Source organism: Tessaracoccus pujii (assembly GCF_055326215.1).
This window is the reverse complement of sequence record NZ_JBUZNP010000004.1, coordinates 187,126-207,647: the sequence shown is the minus strand read 5'-3', so window position 1 is coordinate 207,647 and position 20,522 is coordinate 187,126. Positions and strand designations below refer to the sequence as shown.

Here is a 20,522-nt window from a genome sequence, read left to right as displayed (position 1 = left end):
CGTCATGCCCCCAGCGGGTAGAGTCTGGCGCGTGCCAGGCTATGAGGGTCCCAAGGAAGAGTGTGGCGTCTTCGGCGTCTGGGCGCCCGAGGAGGACGTCGCCCAGCTGACTTTCTTCGGGCTGTTCGCTCTGCAGCACCGTGGCCAGGAGTCCGCCGGCATCGCGGTGAGCAACCTCCAGCGGATCATGGTCTACAAGGACATGGGGCTGGTCAGCCAGGTGTTCAACGAGGCCACCCTGAAGTCGCTCCCGGGCCGGCTCGCCATCGGCCACACCCGCTACTCGACGACCGGCGCCAGCGTGTGGCACAACGCCCAGCCCACGTTCCGCGCCACGCATGCCGGGGGACTGGCGCTGGCGCACAACGGCAACCTCACCAACACCCACGAACTCGAGGCGTGGCTGGCGGAGCTGGACCCCACGGAGCGGGTGCCCGAGAAGAAGACCATGGACTCCACCAACGACACGTCGCTGGTGACCGCGCTGATGGCGAGCTTCGGCGAGGAGCCCGTCGAGTCGGTGGCCATGAAGGTGTTGCCCCGCCTGCGGGGGGCCTTCTGTCTCACCTTCATGACGGAGCGCACCCTGTTCGCCGCGCGCGACCCCCAGGGGTTCCGCCCGCTCGTCATCGGGCGCCTGGCCAACGGTTGGGTCGTCGCCTCGGAGACCGCCGCGCTGGACATCGTCGGCGCCAGCTTCGTCCGCGAGGTCGAGCCCGGCGAGTTCCTCGCCATCGACGAGCGCGGCCTGCGCTCCGTGCGGTTCGCCGAGGCCGAACCCAAGGGCTGCATCTTCGAATACGTCTACCTCGCCCGGCCGGACACCACCATCGCCGGGCGCGGCGTGCACACGGTACGGGTCCGGATCGGGCAGAAGCTCGCCGAGGAGCATCCCGTGGAGGCGGACCTCGTCATCCCGGTGCCCGAGTCGGGGACGCCGTCGGCCATCGGCTACGCGCAGGCCTCGGGCATCCCCTACGGCCAGGGCCTGGTGAAGAACGCCTACGTGGGTCGTACCTTCATTCAGCCCAGCCAGACCATCCGCCAGCTCGGCATCCGGCTCAAGCTCAACCCGCTCCGCGAGGTCATCGAGGGCAAGCGGCTGGTCGTCGTCGACGATTCCATCGTCCGCGGCAACACGCAGCGCGCCCTGGTGCGCATGCTGCGCGAGGCCGGCGCCCGCGAGGTGCACGTGCGGATCTCGTCGCCGCCGGTGCAGTGGCCGTGCTTCTACGGCATCGACTTCGCCACCCGCGCCGAGCTCATCGCCCCCGGGCTCACCGTGGAGGAGATCCGCCGCTCGCTCGGCGCCGACTCGCTGGGCTACATCTCGCTCGACGGGCTGACCGCCGCCACCCAGGTGCCGGCCGACCAGCTCTGCCGGGCCTGCTTCGACGGGCAGTATCCCGTCGCCATCCCGCCGGCCCAGGCCGAGCTGCTGAAACTGGAGGAGAGGTCATGAGCGACACGAGCGCCTACGCCGCCGCGGGCGTCGACATCGAGGCCGGCGACCGCGCCGTCGACCTCATGAAGGCCCACGTCGCCGCCACCCGGCGCCCCGAGGTGCTCGGCGGGCTCGGCGGGTTCGCCGGCTTCTTCGACGCGTCGGCGCTCAAGGGCTACCAGCACCCGGTGCTCGCCACCTCCACCGACGGCGTCGGCACCAAGGTGGCCGTGGCGCAGGCCATGGACAAGCACGACACCATCGGCATCGACCTCATCGGCATGCTGGTCGACGACCTCGTGGTCTGCGGCGCCGAGCCGCTGTTCGTCACCGACTACATCGCCTGCGGCAAGGTCGTGCCGGAGCGCATCGCGGACATCGTCAAGGGCATCGCCGACGGCTGCCTCGCGGCCGGCTGCTCGCTCGTCGGCGGCGAAACCGCCGAGCACCCGGGCCTCCTGCAGCCGCACGAGTACGACATCGCCGGCGCGACCACGGGCGTCGTGGAGCGCTCGAAGATCCTCGGCCCCGAGCGGGTCCGCGTCGGTGACGCCGTCGTCGCCATGGCCGCGTCGGGCCTGCACTCCAACGGCTACTCCCTGGTGCGGCACGTCCTGCTGTCGGGCGCCGGCTGGGCGCTGGACCGGCACGTCGACGAGCTCGGCCGCACGCTCGGCGAGGAGCTGCTCGAGCCCACCCGCATCTACGCGCTCGACGTCCTGGACCTCATCGGACAGGTCGAGGTGCACGCCATGAGCCACATCACCGGCGGCGGCCTCGCCAACAACCTCGCCCGGGTCATCCCCGGCGACATGGTCGCGGTGCTGCAGCGCTCCAGCTGGACCCCGCCCGCGATCTTCCAGCTCGTGCAGCGGGTCGGGCGGATCTCGCAGGCCGACATCGACGCCACCCTCAACATGGGCGTCGGCATGGTCGCCATCCTGCCCGCTGACCAGGCCGACGGGGCGCAGTCCGTCCTCGGCGCCCGTGGGGTCCAGAGCTGGGTGCTCGGCGAGATCGTGGAACACGACGGCGGGGGCGCCGCCCAGTTGGTCTGAGCAACACCCCCGCCGCTGGCCCGAGATTGCCTCAGGCGTAGCTGTGGCCGGTCGGCACCGGATGCGCGTGCCAAATCCGGTCCAGGTAGTCCCGCATGGAGCGGTCGGAGGAGAAGAAGCCCGTGCGGGCGACGTTGAGGATGGCCGAACGCGTCCAAGCCTCCTGGTCGGCGTACTTGGCCTCGACGGCCTCCTGCGCGGTCACGTAGCTGTCGAAGTCCGCCAGCGCCATGTAGCGGTCCTCGTCGAGCAGGGCACCGGTCACGCCGGCGAACCGGTCACCGTCACCGTCGGCGAACGCGCCGGAGTTGATGAGGTCGATCGTGGCGCGCAGCCGCTCGTCGGACTCGTAGAAGTCCCGGGCACGGTAGCCCTGCTCCTTCGCCGCCGCGACGGCGGGCTCGTCCATGCCGAAGAGGAAGAAGTTGTCGTCGCCCACCAGCTTGCGGATCTCGACGTTCGCGCCGTCGTCCGTGCCGATGGTCAGCGCGCCGTTGAGGGCGAACTTCATGTTGCCGGTACCGGAAGCTTCCATGCCCGCGAGCGAGATCTGCTCCGACAGGTCGGCGGCCGGGATCAGCCGCTCCGCCAGCGTCACGTTGTAGTTGGCGGGGAACGCCACCTTCAGGCGGCCCTCGAGCCGTGCGTCGGCGTTGACCACCTCCGCGACGGAGTTGATGAGGTGGATGATCTCCTTGGCCATTCGGTAGCCCGGGGCGGCCTTGGCGCCGAAGAGCACGGTCCGCGGGGTGAGCGCCGAGGCCGGAACCTTCCCGGAGACCACCTGCTCGTACAGCGAGACGACGTGGAGCAGCTTGAGGGTCTGGCGCTTGTACTCGTGCAGGCGCTTGACCATGACGTCGAACAGGTGGCCCTCGGGGAGGTCCAGCCCGTCGCGACGCTTGAGGACCGCCCGGAGGACGTCCTGGTTGCGGCTCTTGACCTCGCGGAACCGGCGACGGAACTCGGCGTCGTCGGCGAAGGCCTCCAGCTTGCGCAGCTCGTCGAGGTCGGTGACCCAGTCCTCGCCGATCGCCTCGGTGATGAGCCGCGACAGGCGCGGGTTGGCCAGCTTCATGAACCGGCGCGGGGTGACGCCGTTGGTCACGTTGGTGAACTTCTCGGGCCACAGGGACGAGAAGTCCGGCAGGACCTTGTCGCGCAGCAGCTCGCTGTGGAGCTCGGCCACGCCGTTGACCTTGGAGCCCGCGACGGTGGCCAGGTGCGCCATGCGGACGGCGGGGGAGGGGAGCTCGGTGACGATGGACATGCGGCGGGCGCGGTCCTCGTCGCCGGGGTAGGCCGAGCGGACCTCCGCCATGAACTTCTCGTTGATGGCGAAGATGATCTCCAGGTGCCGCGGCAGCAGCCTGCCCAGCAGGTCGGTGGACCAGACCTCGAGTGCCTCCGGCAGGAGCGTGTGGCAGGTGTAGGCAAAGCAGGCCTGGGTGGTCTCCCACGCCTCGTCGAACTCCAGACCGTACTCGTCGAGCAGGATGCGCATCAGTTCCGGGACGGCGATGACGGGGTGGGTGTCGTTGAGCTGGAAGATCACACGCTCGCCGAGCCGACGGATGTCGAAGTCGTCCTCGAGCTGGTTGTCGATGAAGTCGCCCAGTGAACAGGCGACGAAGAAGTACTGCTGCTGCAGGCGCAGCTCCTTGCCCTGCGGCGTGGAGTCCTCGGGGTAGAGGACCTTGGAGATGTTGCCGGCGAAGGTCTGGGCCCGGACGGCCTCGATGTAGTCGCCGGAGTTGAAGATCTGCAGGTCGAAGTCGCGGACCGCCTGGGAACGCCAGAGGCGCAGGGTGTTGACGCGCCCGTTGCGGTAGCCGGGGACGAGGTAGTTGTAGGGCACGCCCATGAAGCGCCAGCCGGGCACCCAGCGGCGACGCACGGTGCCGTCGGTCTCCGTCACGTCCTCGACGTGCCCGGCGAAGCCGACCTCCACGGCCTCCTCGGGGTGCGGGAACTCCCACGGCGAGCTGAGCTCGAGCCATGTGTCGGGTTCCTCGACCTGGCGGCCGTCGACGAACGTCTGGCGGAAGATGCCGTACTCGTAGCGGATGCCGTACCCGATGCAGGGGACGTCCATGGTGGCCAGGGAATCGATGAAGCAGGCGGCGAGGCGCCCGAGACCGCCGTTGCCGAGGCCGGGCTCCACCTCCTGGGGGAGCAGGCTGCGCAGATCGATGCCGCACTGGCGCAGCGCCTCCGTCGCGATCTCCTCCAGGTCAGCCGCCAGCAGCGCGTTCTCCAGCTGCGGGCCGAGGAGGTATTCGGCCGAGAGGTAGCCCACGGTGCGGCTGGCGCCCTGCTTGTTGCGCTGGTTGGTCTCCAGCCACTCGTCCATGAGGTAGTGGCGCACCGCGCTGCCGAGCGCCTGGTACTGGTCGTGGGGGCTGGCGTCGGCGAGGTTGACGCCCTGCCGGTTGTGCAGTTCGTGCAGGAACTCGGCCAGGAACCCCTCGACGGTGTGCTTGGGGTTGGCGGGGGTGGCCAGAGCGAGTTAAGTCCCTCATAGTGGTGTAGCCCCGGTGGCCGAGTCGGAAGATGATGGCGCGGTCACCGTGGGATCCTTCGAGTTCACCTCTCACAGCTCTCTCGAAAGGGACATCACCACGATGACCGCTCCACACATTGTCGACCCCGCCCACGTGCTGGGCAACCTGCTCACCCAGGCCTCGCCCGACATGATGCGCACCCTCCTGCAGACCCTGATCAACGCCCTCCTATCCGCTGACGCCGACCAGGTCTGCGGAGCCGAATGGGGCCAGCCCTCGGCCGACCGGCTCGCGCAACGCAACGGCTACCGCCACCGACCCCTCGACACCCGCGTCGGCACCGTCGACGTCGCCGTCCCGAAACTGCGAACCGGCTCCTACTTCCCCGAATGGCTCCTGGAGCGCCGCAAACGAGCCGAGACCGCCCTGATCACCGTGGTCGCGGACTGCTACCTCGCCGGGGTGTCCACCCGCCGAATGGACAAGCTCGTCAAAACCCTGGGCATTACGGACTCTCGAAGTCCCAGGTCTCCCGGATGGCCGCCGAGCTCGACCAGCACGTCAACGAGTTCCGACACCGTCCCCTCGCAGACGCCGGCCCGTTCACGTTCGTCGCCGCCGACGCGCTCACCATGAAGGTCTGCGAAGGCGGCCGGGTGATCAACGCCGTCGTGCTGGTGGCCACCGGCGTCAACGGCGACGGCCACCGCGAGGTCCTCGGCCTCCAGGTCGCCACCTCCGAGACCAAGACCGCCTGGAACACGTTCTTCGCCGACCTGGTCGCCCGCGGACTGGCCGGCGTCCGGCTCGTCACCAGCGACGCCCACCCTGGTTTGATCGAAGCGATCGCGGCCAACCTGCCCGGCGCCATCTGGCAACGCTGCCGCACCCACTACTCCGCCAACCTCATGTCAATGACCCCCAAGACGATGTGGCCCGCGGTCAAAGCGATGCTGCACTCGGTCTACGACCAACCCGACGCATCCTCCGTCGAGGCCCAGTTCGACCGGCTCCTGGACTACACGAGCGACAAGCTCCCCGCCGTCGCGGAACACCTCGACGCCGCTCGCGCCGATGTGTTGGCGTTCACCGGCTTCCCGAAGGACGTCTGGACCCAGATCTGGTCCAACAACCCCGCCGAACGCCTCAACAAGGAGATCCGACGGCGCACCGACGCCGTCGGGATCTTCCCCAACCGCGCCGCAATCATCCGCCTCGTCGGAGCCGTCCTGGCCGAGCAAACCGACGAATGGGCCGAAGGCCGCCGCTACCTCGGACTCGACATCCTCACCCGCTGCCGCCTCACACCCGTCCCCACCGAGGAGGTGACCGAGCCCCTAGCCCTCACCGCCTAACGAAGGAACCCCGCTACACCACTAGCCGGGACTTGACCCCAGAGCGAGCGCCTCGCTGGGATCCAGCGGGGAGCTGCTCCAGATCGGCTGCGTGTTCTCGTCGGAAAGCATGGAGCCAGACTAGATCACATTGACCCAATTAATGACACTGCCCCTGCAAGTTTCAGTAAACGGACATCTGTTCAGCCCAGAGTCTGCCAGAGGCGTCGATCGGATGGCGGCCGCCGACCGGTCCGATGGCACCGGTGCCATCGGACGGAGGCCCCCCTGTGAATCCGCCCTCCTCGGTGTCTTGACACATGCGAATGGCACCGGTAACATCACGTCTATCAATCGCGCAACGAAGGGCGAATAGAAGTGTTGATAGGTATCGATCCCGTCCTGACGGGGAGCATGCTCAAGGCTCTGGATGACATGGGGCACTCGGACGGTGTTCTCATCGTCGACGCCAACTTCCCCGCGCACCGAACCAACGTCAGGGTCTTTGAGGCCCCGGGTGTCGACATCGTTCGCATGACGCACGCAGTGGCCTCCGTCCTGTCGCTCGACGAGGACCATCCCCCGGTTCTGATGGAGTCCAATCTCTCGCCCCGTCCGAGCGTGCAGGACGAGATCGTGGCCGCAACCGGTGTTGTGGAGCACGAGATGGTCGACCGTTGGGCCTACTACGACCTCGCACGGGAGGCCTACTGCGTCATCGCCACAGGCGAGTTGAGGCTGTGGGCCAACGTCCTGCTGCGCAAGGGCCTGCCTTTCTCGCAGGCCTCCTGACTCACGAAGGAGCTCCTCAGATGAATGAATCGGCAACCACCTTCAACCTGCCCGTCGACCACGGTCGCGGTGCCATCGACGCTGTCATGGAGGCCGGCAACGGCGTCCTGCGCCTCGCTCCCGCTTGGGTTCCCCGTGCCTTCTGCACGCCCGGCCGACGGCTGAGGCTGCACCCGCACGACTACTACCCCTTCGCCAAGGGGCGGGGCGGGATCGACGAGCGCTGGCTTGGCTCGGCGATCCGGGCGGACAACGGACCGGGCACCGGCCCGTACGAGGGACTCAGTCTGGCCATCAGCCCGGACGGCGTCCTGGTTCCGTTCGACGAGATCGTCGGTTCCCTGAAAGGCGATGTCATCGGCGAGCGCATGTGGTCTGACGAGGGTCACTGGGCGGCCTACTCCAAATTCTTCGACAACCTCCTGCCGCTCCCCTTCCACATGCATCCGAAGGACGAGGACATGGTTCCTCTCGGCAAGCGCGGAAAGCCGGAGGCCTACTACTTCTCGCCGCAGATGAACAACTACCTCGGCGAGCAGTCGATCATGTACATCGGCCTCCACCCCGAGACGACCAAGGATCAGGTAGTCGAGTACCTGTCGCGCCACGAACGCGGCGGCGACAACCGGATCACCGAGTTGTCGATGGGCTACCGCACACGCGTCGGCGAGGGCTGGGACGTGCCGGCTGGAGTGCTTCACGCACCATCGTCGGTCTGCACTTACGAGCCGCAGCGCGCCTCCGACGTGCTGTCGATGTTCGAATCCTGGTCGAACAACATGGAAGTGGGCGCCGACATCCTCTGGAAGGACGTACCTTCCGCCCACCACGGCGACTACGCGTACTTGGTGGACATGCTGGACTGGGAGCTCAACATCGATCCCGACTTCCACGCCCATCGTTCGACTGCGCCTTGGGAGACCGAGTTCTCCAAGGAACACGGTGCGGGACAGTTCGTGGAGCGGTGGATCGTCTACAAGTCCCGGGACTTCTCCGCCAAGGAACTGACGGTGCTGCCCGGTGGCCGCGCCACCATCGACGAGTCGGACGCCTATGGCCTCGTCGCTGTGCAGGGTCACGGCAGCATCGACGGCCAGCCGCTGGCAGCGATCACCATGGTTCGCATCAACGATCTGACACGGGACGAGTACTTCGTGACCGCCACCGCAGCCGCCCGCGGCGTGACCATTGAGAACCACTCCGACTCCGAGCCGCTCGTGCTGCTCAAGCACTACGGCCCGGGCAACGAGGAACTGGGTCTCTCGTGATCCACGACGATGGCGCCCCGCCACTGGAGAAGGGGCTGTCCCTTCGGGGGATCACGAAGCGGTTCCCGGGAGTCAAGGCGCTCGACGGGGTGGACTTCGATGTCCGCTACGGCCGCTCCGTTGCCCTGATCGGGGAGAACGGCGCGGGCAAGTCCACCCTCATGAAGGTCCTCTCGGGGGTGTACATCCCCGACGAGGGTTCGATGACCCTGGACGGCGAGCCCTACCGCCCGTCTGGCCCGCACGACTCCGCACTGGCGGGCGTAGTGCTCATCCACCAGGAGCTGTCGCTTCTTCCCAACCTGACCCTCGCCGAGAACATCTTCCTGGGGCGTGTCCCCAAGCGGCACGGACTCGTCGACCGCCGCACGATGAACCGTGGGGCAGCAGATCTCCTCAAGCGTGTCGGGCTTGGACACCTCGAACCCACCACTCCCACGGCGAGCTGCTCGGTAGCAATCCAGCAGCTGGTGGAGATCGCGAAGGCGCTGTCCCAGGAGCCGCGGATCCTCGTTTTTGACGAGCCCACGGCGTCCCTGGGTCAGGATGAGGTGGAGACGCTGTACGGCATCGTGCGAAGCCTGCGGGACGAAGGTGTCGGAATCGTCTGGATCACTCACCGCCTCGCGGAGATCCCCGCTGTGGGCGACGAGATCGTCACCCTCCGCGACGGTGCCCGCGTGGCCGACTGGGACAGCAGTAACGTCGCGGTGACGGAACTGGTGGCTTCCATGGTGGGACGAGACCTGGACAACATCTACCCGGACCTCCCGCCAGCCACGGATGAGGTCCTCCTCACTGTTGAAGGCCTCTCCCGTACCGGGGAGTTCAAGGACGTCTCCTTCGAACTGCGCCGAGGGGAGATTCTGGGAATCGCCGGCCTCGTCGGCTCTGGCCGAACCGAGCTCGTCGAGACCATCGCTGGTGCCCGGAAGGCGACGTCCGGGCGGATTCTGCTGAGTGGTGAGGAGTTGCGGATCCGCAGTCCCAGGGACGCCGTCGCGCGCTCCATCGTGCTGGTACCGGAGGACCGGAAGAACCAAGGGTTGGCGCAACGACTCACCATCGAAGACAATATCGGGCTGCCCACGCGCGGCTTTCTCAGAGGCGTCGTGAACCGCGCTGAGCTTCGGGATGAGGTACTGCGGGTCAAGGAACGAGTCAACCTGCGTGGCCAGATGTTCCAGCTGGCCCAGACCCTCTCCGGCGGGAACCAGCAGAAGGGCGTCATCGCCAAGTGGCTCAGCCGGAACCCCCAGGTCTTCATCTTCGACGAACCGACGCGCGGCATCGATGTGGGTGCGCGTTCGGCGATCTACCAGATCATGCGTGACCTGGCTGCCGGGGGCGCTGCCGTCATCGCGGTCAGTTCCGAACTCCCGGAGGTGATGGGCATCTCCCACCGCGTCGCCGTCCTATCCAACGGTCGCCTGACCGGCGTGCTCGACCGACAGGAGTTCTCGGAAACCGCCATCATGCACCTCGCCGTCGAGGGCCACCAACAAGCGCTCGTCAGCGCAGGCAGCCACTGAGGAGGACAACTTCCATGACAAATACCATGACCGAGACTCCGGGAGCCGAGAAGGTGGGGACTCGACCCAAAGCCAAGACGCGACGGAGACTGCCCACGTTTGCCGGTCCGCTGGCCGCGCTCATCGTCCTCTGCGTCTTCCTGACGTTACTGTCACCCACGTTCTTGACGCTCAGTAACATCTTCAACATTGGGCAGCAGGTGGCCATTCTTGCCGTCCTCGCCATTGGGGGCACCGCGGTCATCATCCTGGGTGGCATTGACCTGTCGGTCGGTTCCGTCCTGGCCCTGGCCGGCGCCTTCGTTGGCGTTCTCCACGTCACGCACGGCCTGAACGTCTGGATCTCCGTCGGAGTAGCCCTGCTCGTGGGCCTCGTCGCGGGTCTCGCGAACGGCACGCTCATCGTCTACGGCAAGCTCCCGCCCTTCATCGCCACCCTCGCGATGATGTCCGTCGCCCGAGGGTTGGCACTGGTCATCATGGAGGGACGCCCCCTGTCCGGTTACCCGGACGGTTTCCGCGACCTCACGACCTTCTACCTCGGCGGCTGGCTCCCGACCTCCGTGATCATCGCGGTGGTCCTCATGGTTCTGGCAGCGCTGTACTTCCGCTGGGCGCCGGCGGGACGGGGCTTGTTCGCCGTGGGCGCCAACTATGAAGTCGCGCGCCTCTCCGGTCTGCCGGTACGGAAGATGACGCTCGCCGTCTACGCCGTCGCCGGACTGCTCGCCGGCGTCGGCGGCGTCATGATGACCTCGCGGCTCGGGTCGGCGCAGCCCACAGCTGGCACCGGCATCGAGCTCGACGTCATCGCAGCCGTGGTCATCGGTGGGGCCAGCCTGGCCGGCGGTTACGGATCGATCGTCGGAACGGCCATCGGCGTCCTGATCATCGGCGTCCTACGGAACGGCCTCAACCTCCTCAACGTCTCGTCGTTCTGGCAGCAGGTGGTCATCGGTGCGGTCATCGCCCTCGCGGTCCTGATCGAGAACTACCGCCAGCAGCGCGAGGCCAAGTCTTCCTGACGGAATCGAACGATCCGTCAGCGTACAGAACCCACAAGGAAGGAACACCATGCACAACATCAAGAAGTCACTCCTCGCGGCCTTCGCCGCCAGTAGCCTCCTGCTCGCCGCCTGCGGCAGCGGTGACCCCATCACCGAGGAGGCCGAGCCCACGGGCGAGGCAACCGCAGCCGCTGAGTCGGAGGAAACCGCGGCCACTGGGTCCGAAGAGGTGGTGGTCGGTTTCTCGATCTCCACAATGCAGAACCCGTTCTTCGTGTCCATGAAGGACGGCGTCGACGAGGCCGACGCCGAGGAGGGCGTCGAGGTGCTCTTCGCCGATGCCGGTGACGATCCCAACAAGCAGGCGAACGACATCCTCAACTTCATCAGCCAAGGCGTCGACGTCGCAGTCCTCAACCCCACCGACGGCGAGGCCATCGTCAGCTCCGTGGAGGCTCTCAACGACGCCGGCATCCCGGTCATCACCGTCGACCGCCGGGCCGAAGGCGGCGATGTTGAAGCCCACATTGGCACCGACAACGTGACGGCCGGCGAGGTGACCGCAGAGACCTTGTTCGAGGCCATCGGCGGCTCCGGCAAGATCGCCATCCTCGAGGGCGTGCCCGGAGCCTCCTCCGCCATCGACCGTGGTACTGGCTTCGAGAACGTGATGGCCGAGTACCCGGACATCGAGCTGGTCGCGACCCAAACGGCCAACTACCAGCGCTCCGAAGGCCTCACCGTCGCCCAGAACATCCTCCAGGCTAACCCTGACCTGACCGCCTTCCTCCCGATGAACGACGAGATGGCGCTGGGGGCCATTGAGGCCATCAACTCTGCGGGGAAGCAGGGTGAGGTCAAGGTCATCGGCATCGATGGTGGTGCGGACGCCGTCGCTGCGGTCGCCGAGGGCACCCTCGTCGCCACCGTTGCCCAGCAGTCAGCCCTCATGGGCAAGTTGGGCATCGAGCAAGCGGTTGAGCTCGCTCAGGGCGGTTCCATCGAGTCCGAGCAGCCGGTGGACGTGCTCGTCATCGACGAGTCCAACGTCGCCGAATACCAGTGATCTGACAAGACACCAATCCAGCGGGGGAGGGGCGGCAGCGCCCCTCCCCACGGAAGGACGAGAACCCATGCAGAACTACGAGAAGAAGCGTGCCGAGCTGGCGCAGGAGTTCCAGCAAGCGCGCGAGCGGAACCCCGAACGATTTGAGCGTCGCCTGAACCTCTCCTGGTCGAACTGGGGCTTCGGGATCGAGCCCCTGGAGGTCTCGGTCGAGCGACTGGCTCGCTCCGGCCTCGAGTACATCGAACTCCACGGCAACCACTATGGCCCGGACTTGGGATACCAGGTCGACGAGACCCGGGCCCTGCTGGACAGCCACGGCATGAAGGTGTCCGGAGTCTGCGGAATGTTCTCCGAGGACAACGATCTGGCGTCCAACCGGCCGCACCAGCAGCAGGCGGCCCTCGACTACATCCGGCGCGAGGCGGCCTTCACTCGCGACATGGGTGGCTCCTACCTGCTCGTCGTCCCGGGCGCTGTGGGTCGCGCCGTAGAGTATGACGCCTACGAGTTCGACCGTTCGGTCGCAGCCTTGCGGCTGGTGGCTGACGTGTTCACCGAGACGGGGATCAAGGCCGCCATCGAGCCCATCCGCAGGGACGAAGTCACGCTGGTTACGACCGTGACCGGGGCGATCGAGTACATCGAGGCGGTTGACCATCCTGGCGTCCAGCACATCAACGGTGATGTCTTCCACATGCAGGCCGGTGAGCCGAGCATCGCGGAGGCTGTCCTGCAGGCGGGTGATCGCCTCGTCAACCTGCATATGGCCGACTCGAACCGCTTGGCTCTGGGCTCGGGCACCATGGACATCGACGCCATCATCATGGCGCTGTATCTGATTGGCGCCAACACCGAGGGGCGCTACGTCACCCCGGAGCCGCTGGGCCCCGGCGCCAGCCCCTACGTAGCCCGCAATGGGCGCGTGGATGCCGAAATACTTGACCGCATGGTGGCGGACAGTGTCTCCTATTTCCGCAGCCGTGAGGAGTCACTCCTGGCCTGACAGGGCGGGTGTGAGTCAGAAGTGAACACGTGCGGGTCCGGATCACTCCGGGCCCGCACGGTCGTGAAGGAGGAGGCCCATGAGCGAGGTCCGACGTCGAAGCGGGGCGCCCACGATCCATGATGTCGCTCGGCTGACCGGCGTATCAGCGCAGACCGTCTCCCGAGTACTGAACACACCCGACCGCGTGCAACCCGCCACGCGCGAGCGCGTGATGGCCGGGATCCGCCAACTCGACTACCGCCGCAGCCCTATGGCGCGCGGACTTGCTACGAACCGCTCAGGAGCAATCGGAGTGGTTGATTCGGGATCTGGAGTGATGGGCCAGATGCTTCTGCTGTCTGCGGTCGAGGCCGCGGCGCGCGATCACGGTTACTCGCCCCGCGTTATCACGACGTCCGACACGGACGCCGCCTCCCTCCGGCGGGCGCTGGAGACGCTGCACAACGAGCGTGTCGAGGGAATAGTCGTCATGGGGAACACCACTCTCCACGTCAGGGGGGCCATCTGGGCCGCAGGCCGGACCCCGGTGGTGCTCGTGGCGAGCGACGAGCCCCCGGCGGAACGCCTGTCCACGGTCTCCGTGAACCAGGCGGGTGGGGCCAGAGAGTTGCTGTTGCACTTGCGCGCTCACGGGCCCCGAATCGGCCACATCGCCGGACCTCGGGGATGGGTCGACGCTGATGCCAGACGTGAGGAGTGGCGCCGGTTCGCCGGCGATGAGCACGCGCATTTGGTGGCCGAAGGTGATTGGACGGCAGGCTCCGGCTACGCCGCGATGCAGCGCCTCCTGGACCAGGGGGTCGATGCTGTGTTCGCCAGCAACGATTACATGGCGTTGGGGGCCTTGCAGGCCTGCCGTGAGCGCGGCCTGAGCGTCCCGGGGGACGTCGCCGTCACGGGCTTCGACGACATCCCCGGAGCCGACTTCTTCTACCCACCCCTGACGACGGTACGCCAACCGTTCCGCGAGCTGGGCATTCGTGCGGTGGACCTCCTGGCCGAGTTGTTGTCCGGCCAGGAGGCTCGCAGCGAACTGTTGCAGGCGGAGCTGGTGGTGCGGTCCAGCTCCTGATCGGGCATCAGTCCAGCGTGGCGATGATTCCGTTGAACGTGTCCGACGGGCGCATGACCGCGGTGGCCTTGGCGTCGTCGGGGCGGTAGTAGCCGCCGATGTCGGCCGGGGAGCCCTGCACGGCGATCAGCTCGTCGACGATCTGCTGCTCGGAGGCGGCCAGCTTCTCCGCGACCGGGCCGAACACCTTCGCCAGCGCGGCGTCATCGGACTGGGCCGCCAGCTCCTGGGCCCAGTAGAGCGCCAGGTAGAAGTGGGAGCCGCGGTTGTCGATCCCGCCGACGCGGCGCGTCGGGGACTTGTCCTGGTCGAGGAAGCGGGCGTTAGCGCGGTCCAGCGTGTCGGCCAGGACCTTGGCGCGGGCATTGCCCTCGCGGTCGGCGAGGTGCTCGAACGACGCTGCGAGGGCGAGGAACTCGCCCAGGGAGTCCCAGCGGAGGTAGTTCTGCTCCACCAGCTGCTGCACGTGCTTGGGGGCGGATCCACCGGCGCCCGTCTCGAACAGGCCGCCGCCGGCCATCAGCGGCACCACCGACAGCATCTTGGCGGAGGTGCCCAGCTCGAGGATGGGGAACAGGTCCGTCAGATAGTCGCGCAGCACATTGCCCGTCACCGAGATGGTGTTCTCGCCCTTGCGGAGGCGCTCGACGGTGAACTGCGTGGCCTCCACGGGGCTCATGATCTCGATCTGGAGCCCGTCGGTGTCATGGTCTGCGAGGTAGGTGCGCACCTTCTCGATGAGCTGACGGTCGTGCGCCCGCTCCGTGTCCAGCCAGAACACCGCCGGCCATCCGGTGAGGCGGGCGCGGGTGACAGCCAGCTTCACCCAGTCCTGGATGGGGGCGTCCTTGGTCTGGCAGGCCCGCCAGATGTCTCCGGCCGCGACGGTGTGGCTCATCAGCACGGTGCCGGACTGGTCCACCACCTCGACCACGCCGTCGGCCGCGATCTCGAAGGTCTTGTCGTGCGAGCCGTACTCCTCGGCCTTCTGTGCCATCAGGCCGACGTTGGGCACGGTGCCCATGGTGCGCGGATCGAAGGCGCCGTGGGCCTGGCAGTCCTCGATCACGGCCTGGTACACGCCCGCGTAGGACGAGTCCGGGAGGACCGCCAGGGTGTCGGCCTCCCCGCCGTCGGGGCCCCACATGTGACCCGACTGACGGATCATGGCGGGCATCGATGCGTCGACGATGACATCGGAGGGGACGTGCAGGTTGGTGATGCCCTTGTCCGAGTTCACCATGGCCAGCTTCGGTCCGTCGGCAAGGCCCTTCTCGAACGCTGCCCTGATCTCTGCCCCGTTCGGAAGCTCGTCCAGCCCTGCGAGGATGGCGCCGAGCCCGTCATTGGGGGACAGGCCGGCAGCGGCGAGGTCCGCGCCGTAGCGCTCGAACACGTCGGGGAAGAACGCCCGGATGACGTGGCCGAAGATGATGGGGTCCGAGACCTTCATCATGGTGGCCTTGAGGTGGATGGAGAAGAGGATTCCCGAGTCCTTGGCAGCGGCCACCTGGGCGCGCAGGAACTCATCCAGCGCCGCGGCCCGCATGACGGTGGCGTCGATGACCTCGCCGGTGAGCACCGACAGGCCGCTCTTCAGCACGGTCTCCGTGCCGTCGGTGGCGCGGTGCCGGATGGTGAGGGTGTCAGCCGACGGCAGGACCACGGCCTGCTCGTTGTGGCGGAAGTCGTCGGCGTCCATGGTGACGACGGCGGTCTGTGAGTCGGATGACCACGCGCCCATGCGATGCGGGTTCTTCCTGGCGTAGTTCTTCACCGATTCCGGCGCACGGCGGTCCGAGTTCCCCTCGCGCAGCACGGGATTGACCGCCGAGCCCATCACCCGGTCGTACCGGGCGCGGACGTCGCGGTCCGCGTCTGTCTGGGGGTCTTCGGGGTAATCCGGCAGCTGGAAGCCCTGGGACTGCAGCTCGGCTACCGCGGTCTTGAGCTGCGGCACGGAGGCCGACACGTTGGGCAGCTTGATGATGTTGGCGTCCGGCGACTTCGCCAGCTCGCCGAGCTCGGTCAGGGCGTCGTCGACCCGCTGGTCCTCGGGGAGGGTGTCGTTGAACTGGGCGAGGATCCGCCCCGCCAGTGAGATGTCGCGGGTCTCCACATCCACCCCGGCCTGGCCGGCGTAGGCGTTGATGATGGGGAGGAACGAGTAGGTGGCGAGCAGCGGGGCCTCGTCGGTGAGGGTGTAGATGATCTTGCCCATGTTGCGATGAACTCCTCGAGGGTTGGGATGCCTCAGCCTATCGCTGCCCGGATGCGTTCGACGGCGGCGAACGCCGCCGGCCAGCGGCAGGGCGCTCTTTGGAGGAACCCGCCGGATTGGGTAGCCTGTACCCCACGAGTATCTGACAGATTCCGCGGCCAACCCGCGATGGACAAAGCGAGGGGGTCGACCCGATATGGGGCGCGGCCGTGCAAAGGCGAAGCAGACAAGGGTGGCCCGCGATCTGAAGTATCGCTCGGTGTCCACCGATTTCACGTCCCTGGAGCGCGAGCTCAGGGGCGATGCTGTCGTCGACGAGACCAACAACGACATCCCCGAGGCCTACGCAGAGACGACGGGCGAGGACGACGACTACGACGACGATCAGTTCGAGCGCCACTCCTCCTGAGGCTCCGCACCCGTGGGTGCCGGACACCGAACTGCCTGGCTACGATCAGCTGGTCATTCCTCTGCCGGAGGAGCCGACCTATGCACTCGAGCCCGAAGGCAGTCTTGTTGCCACGCTCGTGCGGCGCAATGCACCCACGGGGCGTCGCGCCGTCCTGTATGTGCACGGCTGGAACGACTACTTCTTCCAGGCTCACCTGGCCGACGAGATGGCGGGCCAGGGCTACGACTTCTACGCCGTAGACCTCCGGCGCTACGGCCGGTCGCTCCGCGGCAAGCAGCTGGCCGGCTACATCGTCCACCTGACGGACTACTTCCAGGAGCTTGACCGGGCCCTCGCCATCCTCGTCGACGAGGGGCACGACGACATCGTGCTGATGGGCCACTCGACGGGCGGCCTCACCGCCTCCCTCTGGGCGGACCAGCGGCCAGGCGTGTTCTCCGCCCTGGTCCTCAACGCGCCCTGGCTTGAACTGCAGGCCAACTCGCTGCTGCGCCCAGCCACCCAGCCCATGTTCAGCGCCGCCCGCGCCGTCGTGGCCACCACGGCCCTGCCGCAGATGGACACCGGCTTCTACAGGCGGACCATCTCGAAGGCCGAGGAGGGGGAGTGGGAGTACAACGCCAACCTCAAGGGTGACCCCGCCTTCCTGATCCGGGTGGGGTGGATGGCGGCCATCCTCGAGGGGCACGCGCGCGTCGCCGCCGGCCTCTCCATCGACTGCCCCGTGCTGGTGGCCATCTCCGGGCGGAGCGACTTCCGACGGGTGTGGGCCGAGGAGTTCCGCCTGGCAGACGTCGTGCTGGACGTAGACCGCATCGCGGCACGCGCCCCCCAACTGGGCCACCTCGTCGTCATCGCCCGGATCCCGGACGCGGTCCACGACCTGGTTCTGTCAGGGGCCGACGTTCGGGCCAAGGTGTTCGCGGAATACTCGCGCTTCCTGCGCTGCTACGCCCGCTGACGTCGCGATAGGTTCTCCACACTTCCCATCTACTACCGCGCGTAGCAGTACTATGCGGCGTAGGAGTAGATGCAATGACCGCACGCACCGGAGTCCGGGCCCAGCTGACGAGGCCGCGGCTGCTCATCGCAGCAGCCGTGTTCGTCGTGGGGTCGCTCATCGGGGTGGGCCTGTTCACCTTCGTGTACGCCCGCGGCATCTCCTACCTCGGCAACGACCCCGCTTCCTGCGTCAACTGCCACGTGATGGAGCGCCAGTACGACGCATGGATGGCCGGAAGCCACACCAACGTGGCCACGTGCAACGACTGCCACGCGCCCCACGACAACCTCGTCAACAAGTACTACGTCAAGGCCGACAACGGGTTCTGGCACGGGCTGAAATTCACCACCGGCTGGTACCCCGAAAACATCGAGATCCGTGATTCCAACCGAGCGGTGACGAACGAGGCATGCCTCTACTGCCACTCGGACTTCACGAGTGATATGCGCATGACCGCCGGCAGCGAGCAGGTCAACTGCACCCGCTGCCACGTCGACGTCGGGCACAGGAGCAGGTGAGGCACATGACTACCACCGAAGAACCCCAGGCAACGCCGGAGAAGAGGAAGCGCAACCGCTGGATCGGGATCCTCATCGTGGCGATCGCGATCACCGCCGTCGTGACGGCGGGCATCACCGCGCTGCTGGCGAACGTCATCGAGCGGATGGGGGAGGCGAGCGACTCGTTCACGAAGGTGGTCGAACTGGACGACACGGTCGTGGACCCGGCCATCTGGGGCCAGAACTTCCCGGTCCAGTACCAGTCCTACCTCAGGACGAAGGAGATGGAGGCCACCACGCACGCCGGTTCTGTGGCGGAGGAGCGCACCCCCACCGCCACGGACCCACGCACCGTCGTGTCCACCAGCAGGCTGGAGGAGGATCCCCGGCTCAAGGACATGTGGGCCGGCTACCCGTTCTCGGTGGACTACCGGCACGCCCGCGGGCATGAATTCATGCTCGAGGACCAGCGCTACACCCTGCGGGTCACGGAGTTCAACCAGCCCGGCACCTGCCTCAACTGCCACGCGTCCACCGTCGCACTCATGAACGAGCTGGGTGACGGCGACCGGCAGGCAGGGTTCATGGAGATGAACCAGATGGCCTACACGGACGTCACCCAGCTCGTGGAGCATCCGGTGGCCTGCATCGACTGCCACGACCCCGAGACCATGGAGCTGCGGATCACCCGCCCGGCTTTCGAGACCGGCATCGCCGCGCTCAAGGCCAGCGAGGGTATCGAGGACTACGACGTCAATCGCGACGCCACCCGGCAGGAGATGCGCAGCTTCGTGTGCGGCCAGTGCCACGTGGAGTACTACTTCGAGAAGGAGTCCAAGGAGCTCATCTTCCCCTGGACCAAGGGCCTCGACATCGACCGGATCTGGGAGTACTACCAGGAGGACGGCCACAAGGACTTCGAGCACGCCACGACCGGCGCCAAGGTGGTCAAGGCGCAGCACCCGGAGTTCGACATCTTCTGGTCCAACTCGGTACACGCGGCCAACGGTGTCAGCTGCGCAGACTGCCACATGCCATACGAGGCGGAAGGCGCCCGCAAGGTCACCAGCCACCACATCCAGTCCCCGCTGCTGGCCGTCAACTCCTCCTGCATGACGTGTCACCACGCCAGCGAGGAGGAGATGACAGAGCGCGTCGTCGGGATCCAGGACCAGTTCATCGGCACCCGCGACGTGGCCTTCGACTCGCTCGTGGCGCTCATCAGGGCTCTCGAGACGGCGCAGACGGACGGCACCCCGGCGGAGGCGATCGAGCAGGCACGCGAGTTCCAGAACAAGGCGAGCTTCTACCTGGATTACGTCTACTCCGAGAACTCCTACGGGTTCCATGCACCCGCCTACATCCAGCGGATCCTCGCGGACTCGCTCGACGCGTCGCGCAAGGGTCAGCTGGTCCTCAGCGGAGTCGACGCCACCACACTGGAGCCCTCCGACATCAGCGCGGAGAACGAGCAGAAGTCCGAGGAACGTGGAGCCTGACACCAGCGCGCGGCCCGGGGCCCCCGACACGGTCGAGGGCCCCGCGGACGCGCACACCCAAGCCCTGCTGGACTTCCTCGCCGCGGCCCCGGAACCGCTGCGGGAGTGGGCCGACGCCCGCGCGGCCGAGGCTCGCGCCCAGGCGGCGTCAGCGCAGGCCGCCCCCCCGTCGATCACGCCCATCGGGGTCCACGACCCGGCAGACCTCGCCCTTGCCGAGCTGGGGGAGCACGACGACGAGCCCCGTCGCCGCCCCCTCGTCCACACGCCGGCAGACAAGCCGGCCGCCACGGTCGCGGCTGCCCCCAGGAAGTCCGGGATCCTCGTGCCGCTGCTGGGTGTGCTGCTGGTTGCCGCGGTGGTCTACGGCGTATTCCGGATGGGTCTCCCGGCGGACACCGCAGCCCCCGCCACGACGCAGGCGTCGCAGGCGACGGCAACCGACAGCGCCGCCCGCAGGGCCGAGCTCGAGGCCACGCTGGCCGAGAGCCCTGAGGATGTGGCCGCCAACCTCGAGCTCGGCGTGCTCACCTTCAACGACGGCGACGTGGAGCGGGCGCAACAGCTCTGGACCACTGTCACCGAGGTGGACCCCAGCAACCCGCAGGCCTGGTTCAACCTGGGTTTCGTCCACCTGTCGGAGGATCCTCCCGATGCCGAGGCGGCGCGGGCCGATTGGCAGAAGGTCCTCGACGTGGCTCCCGAGTCGGACCTTGCAGCCACCGTGCGCTCCCACCTGGACGCCTTGGCCGCCTCGGCGGCCTCCCCGTCCCCGTCCCCGTCCAGCGAGGGGTGAGGGGC

16 protein-coding genes and 2 pseudogenes are annotated in these 20,522 nt (G+C 67.3%); 16 read left to right on the top strand and 2 right to left on the bottom strand.

All coding sequences use genetic code 11. The annotated features are described in order from the left end of the window. The first annotated feature begins 4 nt into the window (after window positions 1–4). Together purF and purM are read left to right on the top strand one after the other, a co-directional pair. A complete protein-coding gene (gene purF / locus ACZK5N_RS07315) occupies window positions 5–1,462 on the top strand; it encodes an amidophosphoribosyltransferase (protein ID WP_463624802.1) in 1,458 nt (485 codons plus the stop codon). After that, window positions 1,459–2,502 carry a phosphoribosylformylglycinamidine cyclo-ligase gene (gene purM, locus ACZK5N_RS07310; RefSeq protein WP_463624745.1) on the top strand — a complete coding sequence of 348 codons (1,044 nt, stop codon included), beginning with the start codon at window positions 1,459–1,461 and terminating at the stop codon, window positions 2,500–2,502. Before purF ends, purM begins: the two co-directional genes overlap by 4 nt. Window positions 2,503–2,533: 31 nt before the next feature. On the opposite strand, the gene ACZK5N_RS07305 is transcribed toward purM, so the two are convergent. Further along, window positions 2,534–4,963 (bottom strand): glycogen/starch/alpha-glucan phosphorylase, encoded by a 2,430-nt coding sequence (locus ACZK5N_RS07305; RefSeq protein ID WP_463624801.1) that lies wholly within the window; start codon window positions 4,961–4,963, stop codon window positions 2,534–2,536. A 163-nt stretch (window positions 4,964–5,126) separates the two neighbouring features. Between ACZK5N_RS07305 and ACZK5N_RS07300 the strand changes: the two are divergent. From ACZK5N_RS07300 to ACZK5N_RS07260, 9 genes and pseudogenes are all read left to right on the top strand, one after another. Then, window positions 5,127–6,361 (top strand): annotated as a pseudogene (locus ACZK5N_RS07300) (IS256 family transposase). Between the two features lie 357 nt (window positions 6,362–6,718). Next, window positions 6,719–7,132: an RbsD/FucU family protein gene (locus ACZK5N_RS07295; protein ID WP_078920151.1), complete on the top strand. Its 414-nt coding sequence runs from the start codon at window positions 6,719–6,721 to the stop codon at window positions 7,130–7,132. Window positions 7,133–7,152: 20 nt separating this feature from the next. Then, on the top strand, window positions 7,153–8,400 hold the full coding sequence (locus ACZK5N_RS07290; protein WP_197971751.1) for a cupin domain-containing protein: 1,248 nt from the start codon (window positions 7,153–7,155) through the stop codon (window positions 8,398–8,400). Then, window positions 8,397–9,932, top strand: a complete 1,536-nt coding sequence (locus ACZK5N_RS07285) for a sugar ABC transporter ATP-binding protein (protein ID WP_197971752.1) — start codon at window positions 8,397–8,399, stop codon at window positions 9,930–9,932. Before ACZK5N_RS07290 ends, ACZK5N_RS07285 begins: the two co-directional genes overlap by 4 nt. 14 nt (window positions 9,933–9,946) lie before the next feature. Next, on the top strand, window positions 9,947–10,957 hold the full coding sequence (locus tag ACZK5N_RS07280; protein WP_463624744.1) for an ABC transporter permease: 1,011 nt from the start codon (window positions 9,947–9,949) through the stop codon (window positions 10,955–10,957). A 49-nt stretch (window positions 10,958–11,006) separates the two neighbouring features. Continuing rightward, window positions 11,007–12,005: a substrate-binding domain-containing protein gene (locus ACZK5N_RS07275; RefSeq protein WP_078920153.1), complete on the top strand. Its 999-nt coding sequence runs from the start codon at window positions 11,007–11,009 to the stop codon at window positions 12,003–12,005. A 67-nt stretch (window positions 12,006–12,072) separates the two neighbouring features. Further along, the gene (locus ACZK5N_RS07270) at window positions 12,073–13,011 is read left to right on the top strand and encodes a sugar phosphate isomerase/epimerase family protein (protein ID WP_078920154.1); all 939 of its coding nucleotides are present in this window, start codon (window positions 12,073–12,075) and stop codon (window positions 13,009–13,011) included. Between the two features lie 79 nt (window positions 13,012–13,090). Then, window positions 13,091–13,246: pseudogene (locus tag ACZK5N_RS07265) on the top strand (LacI family DNA-binding transcriptional regulator); the annotation flags it as partial. A gap of 84 nt (window positions 13,247–13,330) precedes the next feature. Beyond that, a complete protein-coding gene (locus ACZK5N_RS07260; RefSeq protein WP_463624800.1) occupies window positions 13,331–14,086 on the top strand; it encodes a substrate-binding domain-containing protein in 756 nt (251 codons plus the stop codon). 7 nt (window positions 14,087–14,093) lie between these two features. On the opposite strand, the gene ACZK5N_RS07255 is transcribed toward ACZK5N_RS07260, so the two are convergent. Continuing rightward, the gene (locus tag ACZK5N_RS07255) at window positions 14,094–16,307 is read right to left on the bottom strand and encodes an NADP-dependent isocitrate dehydrogenase (RefSeq protein WP_463624743.1); all 2,214 of its coding nucleotides are present in this window, start codon (window positions 16,305–16,307) and stop codon (window positions 14,094–14,096) included. Window positions 16,308–16,503: 196 nt separating this feature from the next. Here ACZK5N_RS07255 and ACZK5N_RS07250 point away from each other — a divergent pair, with 196 nt between their 5' ends. From ACZK5N_RS07250 to ACZK5N_RS07230, 5 genes are all read left to right on the top strand, one after another. After that, window positions 16,504–16,716 carry a DUF3073 domain-containing protein gene (locus ACZK5N_RS07250; protein ID WP_463624742.1) on the top strand — a complete coding sequence of 71 codons (213 nt, stop codon included), beginning with the start codon at window positions 16,504–16,506 and terminating at the stop codon, window positions 16,714–16,716. 16 nt (window positions 16,717–16,732) lie between these two features. Further along, window positions 16,733–17,680: an alpha/beta hydrolase gene (locus ACZK5N_RS07245; RefSeq protein ID WP_463624741.1), complete on the top strand. Its 948-nt coding sequence runs from the start codon at window positions 16,733–16,735 to the stop codon at window positions 17,678–17,680. 74 nt (window positions 17,681–17,754) lie between these two features. Next, the gene (nrfH, locus tag ACZK5N_RS07240) at window positions 17,755–18,240 is read left to right on the top strand and encodes a cytochrome c nitrite reductase small subunit (protein WP_463624740.1); all 486 of its coding nucleotides are present in this window, start codon (window positions 17,755–17,757) and stop codon (window positions 18,238–18,240) included. Between the two features lie 5 nt (window positions 18,241–18,245). Then, complete coding sequence (locus tag ACZK5N_RS07235; protein ID WP_463624739.1) at window positions 18,246–19,721, top strand: ammonia-forming cytochrome c nitrite reductase subunit c552; 1,476 nt, start codon at window positions 18,246–18,248, stop codon at window positions 19,719–19,721. Beyond that, window positions 19,711–20,517 (top strand): tetratricopeptide repeat protein, encoded by an 807-nt coding sequence (locus ACZK5N_RS07230; protein ID WP_463624738.1) that lies wholly within the window; start codon window positions 19,711–19,713, stop codon window positions 20,515–20,517. The genes ACZK5N_RS07235 and ACZK5N_RS07230 overlap by 11 nt, the downstream gene beginning before the upstream one ends. Window positions 20,518–20,522 lie beyond the last annotated feature (5 nt).

What these genes read in the sequence shown, in the direction of transcription:
- ACZK5N_RS07280 (WP_463624744.1), top strand. Translation starts at nt 9,947, where the DNA reads ATGACAAATACCATGACCGAGACTCCGGGAGCCGAGAAGGTGGGGACT.
- ACZK5N_RS07255 (WP_463624743.1), bottom strand. Translation starts at nt 16,307, where the DNA reads ATGGGCAAGATCATCTACACCCTCACCGACGAGGCCCCGCTGCTCGCC.
- ACZK5N_RS07235 (WP_463624739.1), top strand. Translation starts at nt 18,246, where the DNA reads ATGACTACCACCGAAGAACCCCAGGCAACGCCGGAGAAGAGGAAGCGC.
- purM (WP_463624745.1), top strand. Translation starts at nt 1,459, where the DNA reads ATGAGCGACACGAGCGCCTACGCCGCCGCGGGCGTCGACATCGAGGCC.
- purF (WP_463624802.1), top strand. Translation starts at nt 5, where the DNA reads ATGCCCCCAGCGGGTAGAGTCTGGCGCGTGCCAGGCTATGAGGGTCCC.
- nrfH (WP_463624740.1), top strand. Translation starts at nt 17,755, where the DNA reads ATGACCGCACGCACCGGAGTCCGGGCCCAGCTGACGAGGCCGCGGCTG.
- ACZK5N_RS07290 (WP_197971751.1), top strand. Translation starts at nt 7,153, where the DNA reads ATGAATGAATCGGCAACCACCTTCAACCTGCCCGTCGACCACGGTCGC.
- ACZK5N_RS07250 (WP_463624742.1), top strand. Translation starts at nt 16,504, where the DNA reads ATGGGGCGCGGCCGTGCAAAGGCGAAGCAGACAAGGGTGGCCCGCGAT.
- ACZK5N_RS07270 (WP_078920154.1), top strand. Translation starts at nt 12,073, where the DNA reads ATGCAGAACTACGAGAAGAAGCGTGCCGAGCTGGCGCAGGAGTTCCAG.
- ACZK5N_RS07275 (WP_078920153.1), top strand. Translation starts at nt 11,007, where the DNA reads ATGCACAACATCAAGAAGTCACTCCTCGCGGCCTTCGCCGCCAGTAGC.
- ACZK5N_RS07260 (WP_463624800.1), top strand. Translation starts at nt 13,331, where the DNA reads ATGGGCCAGATGCTTCTGCTGTCTGCGGTCGAGGCCGCGGCGCGCGAT.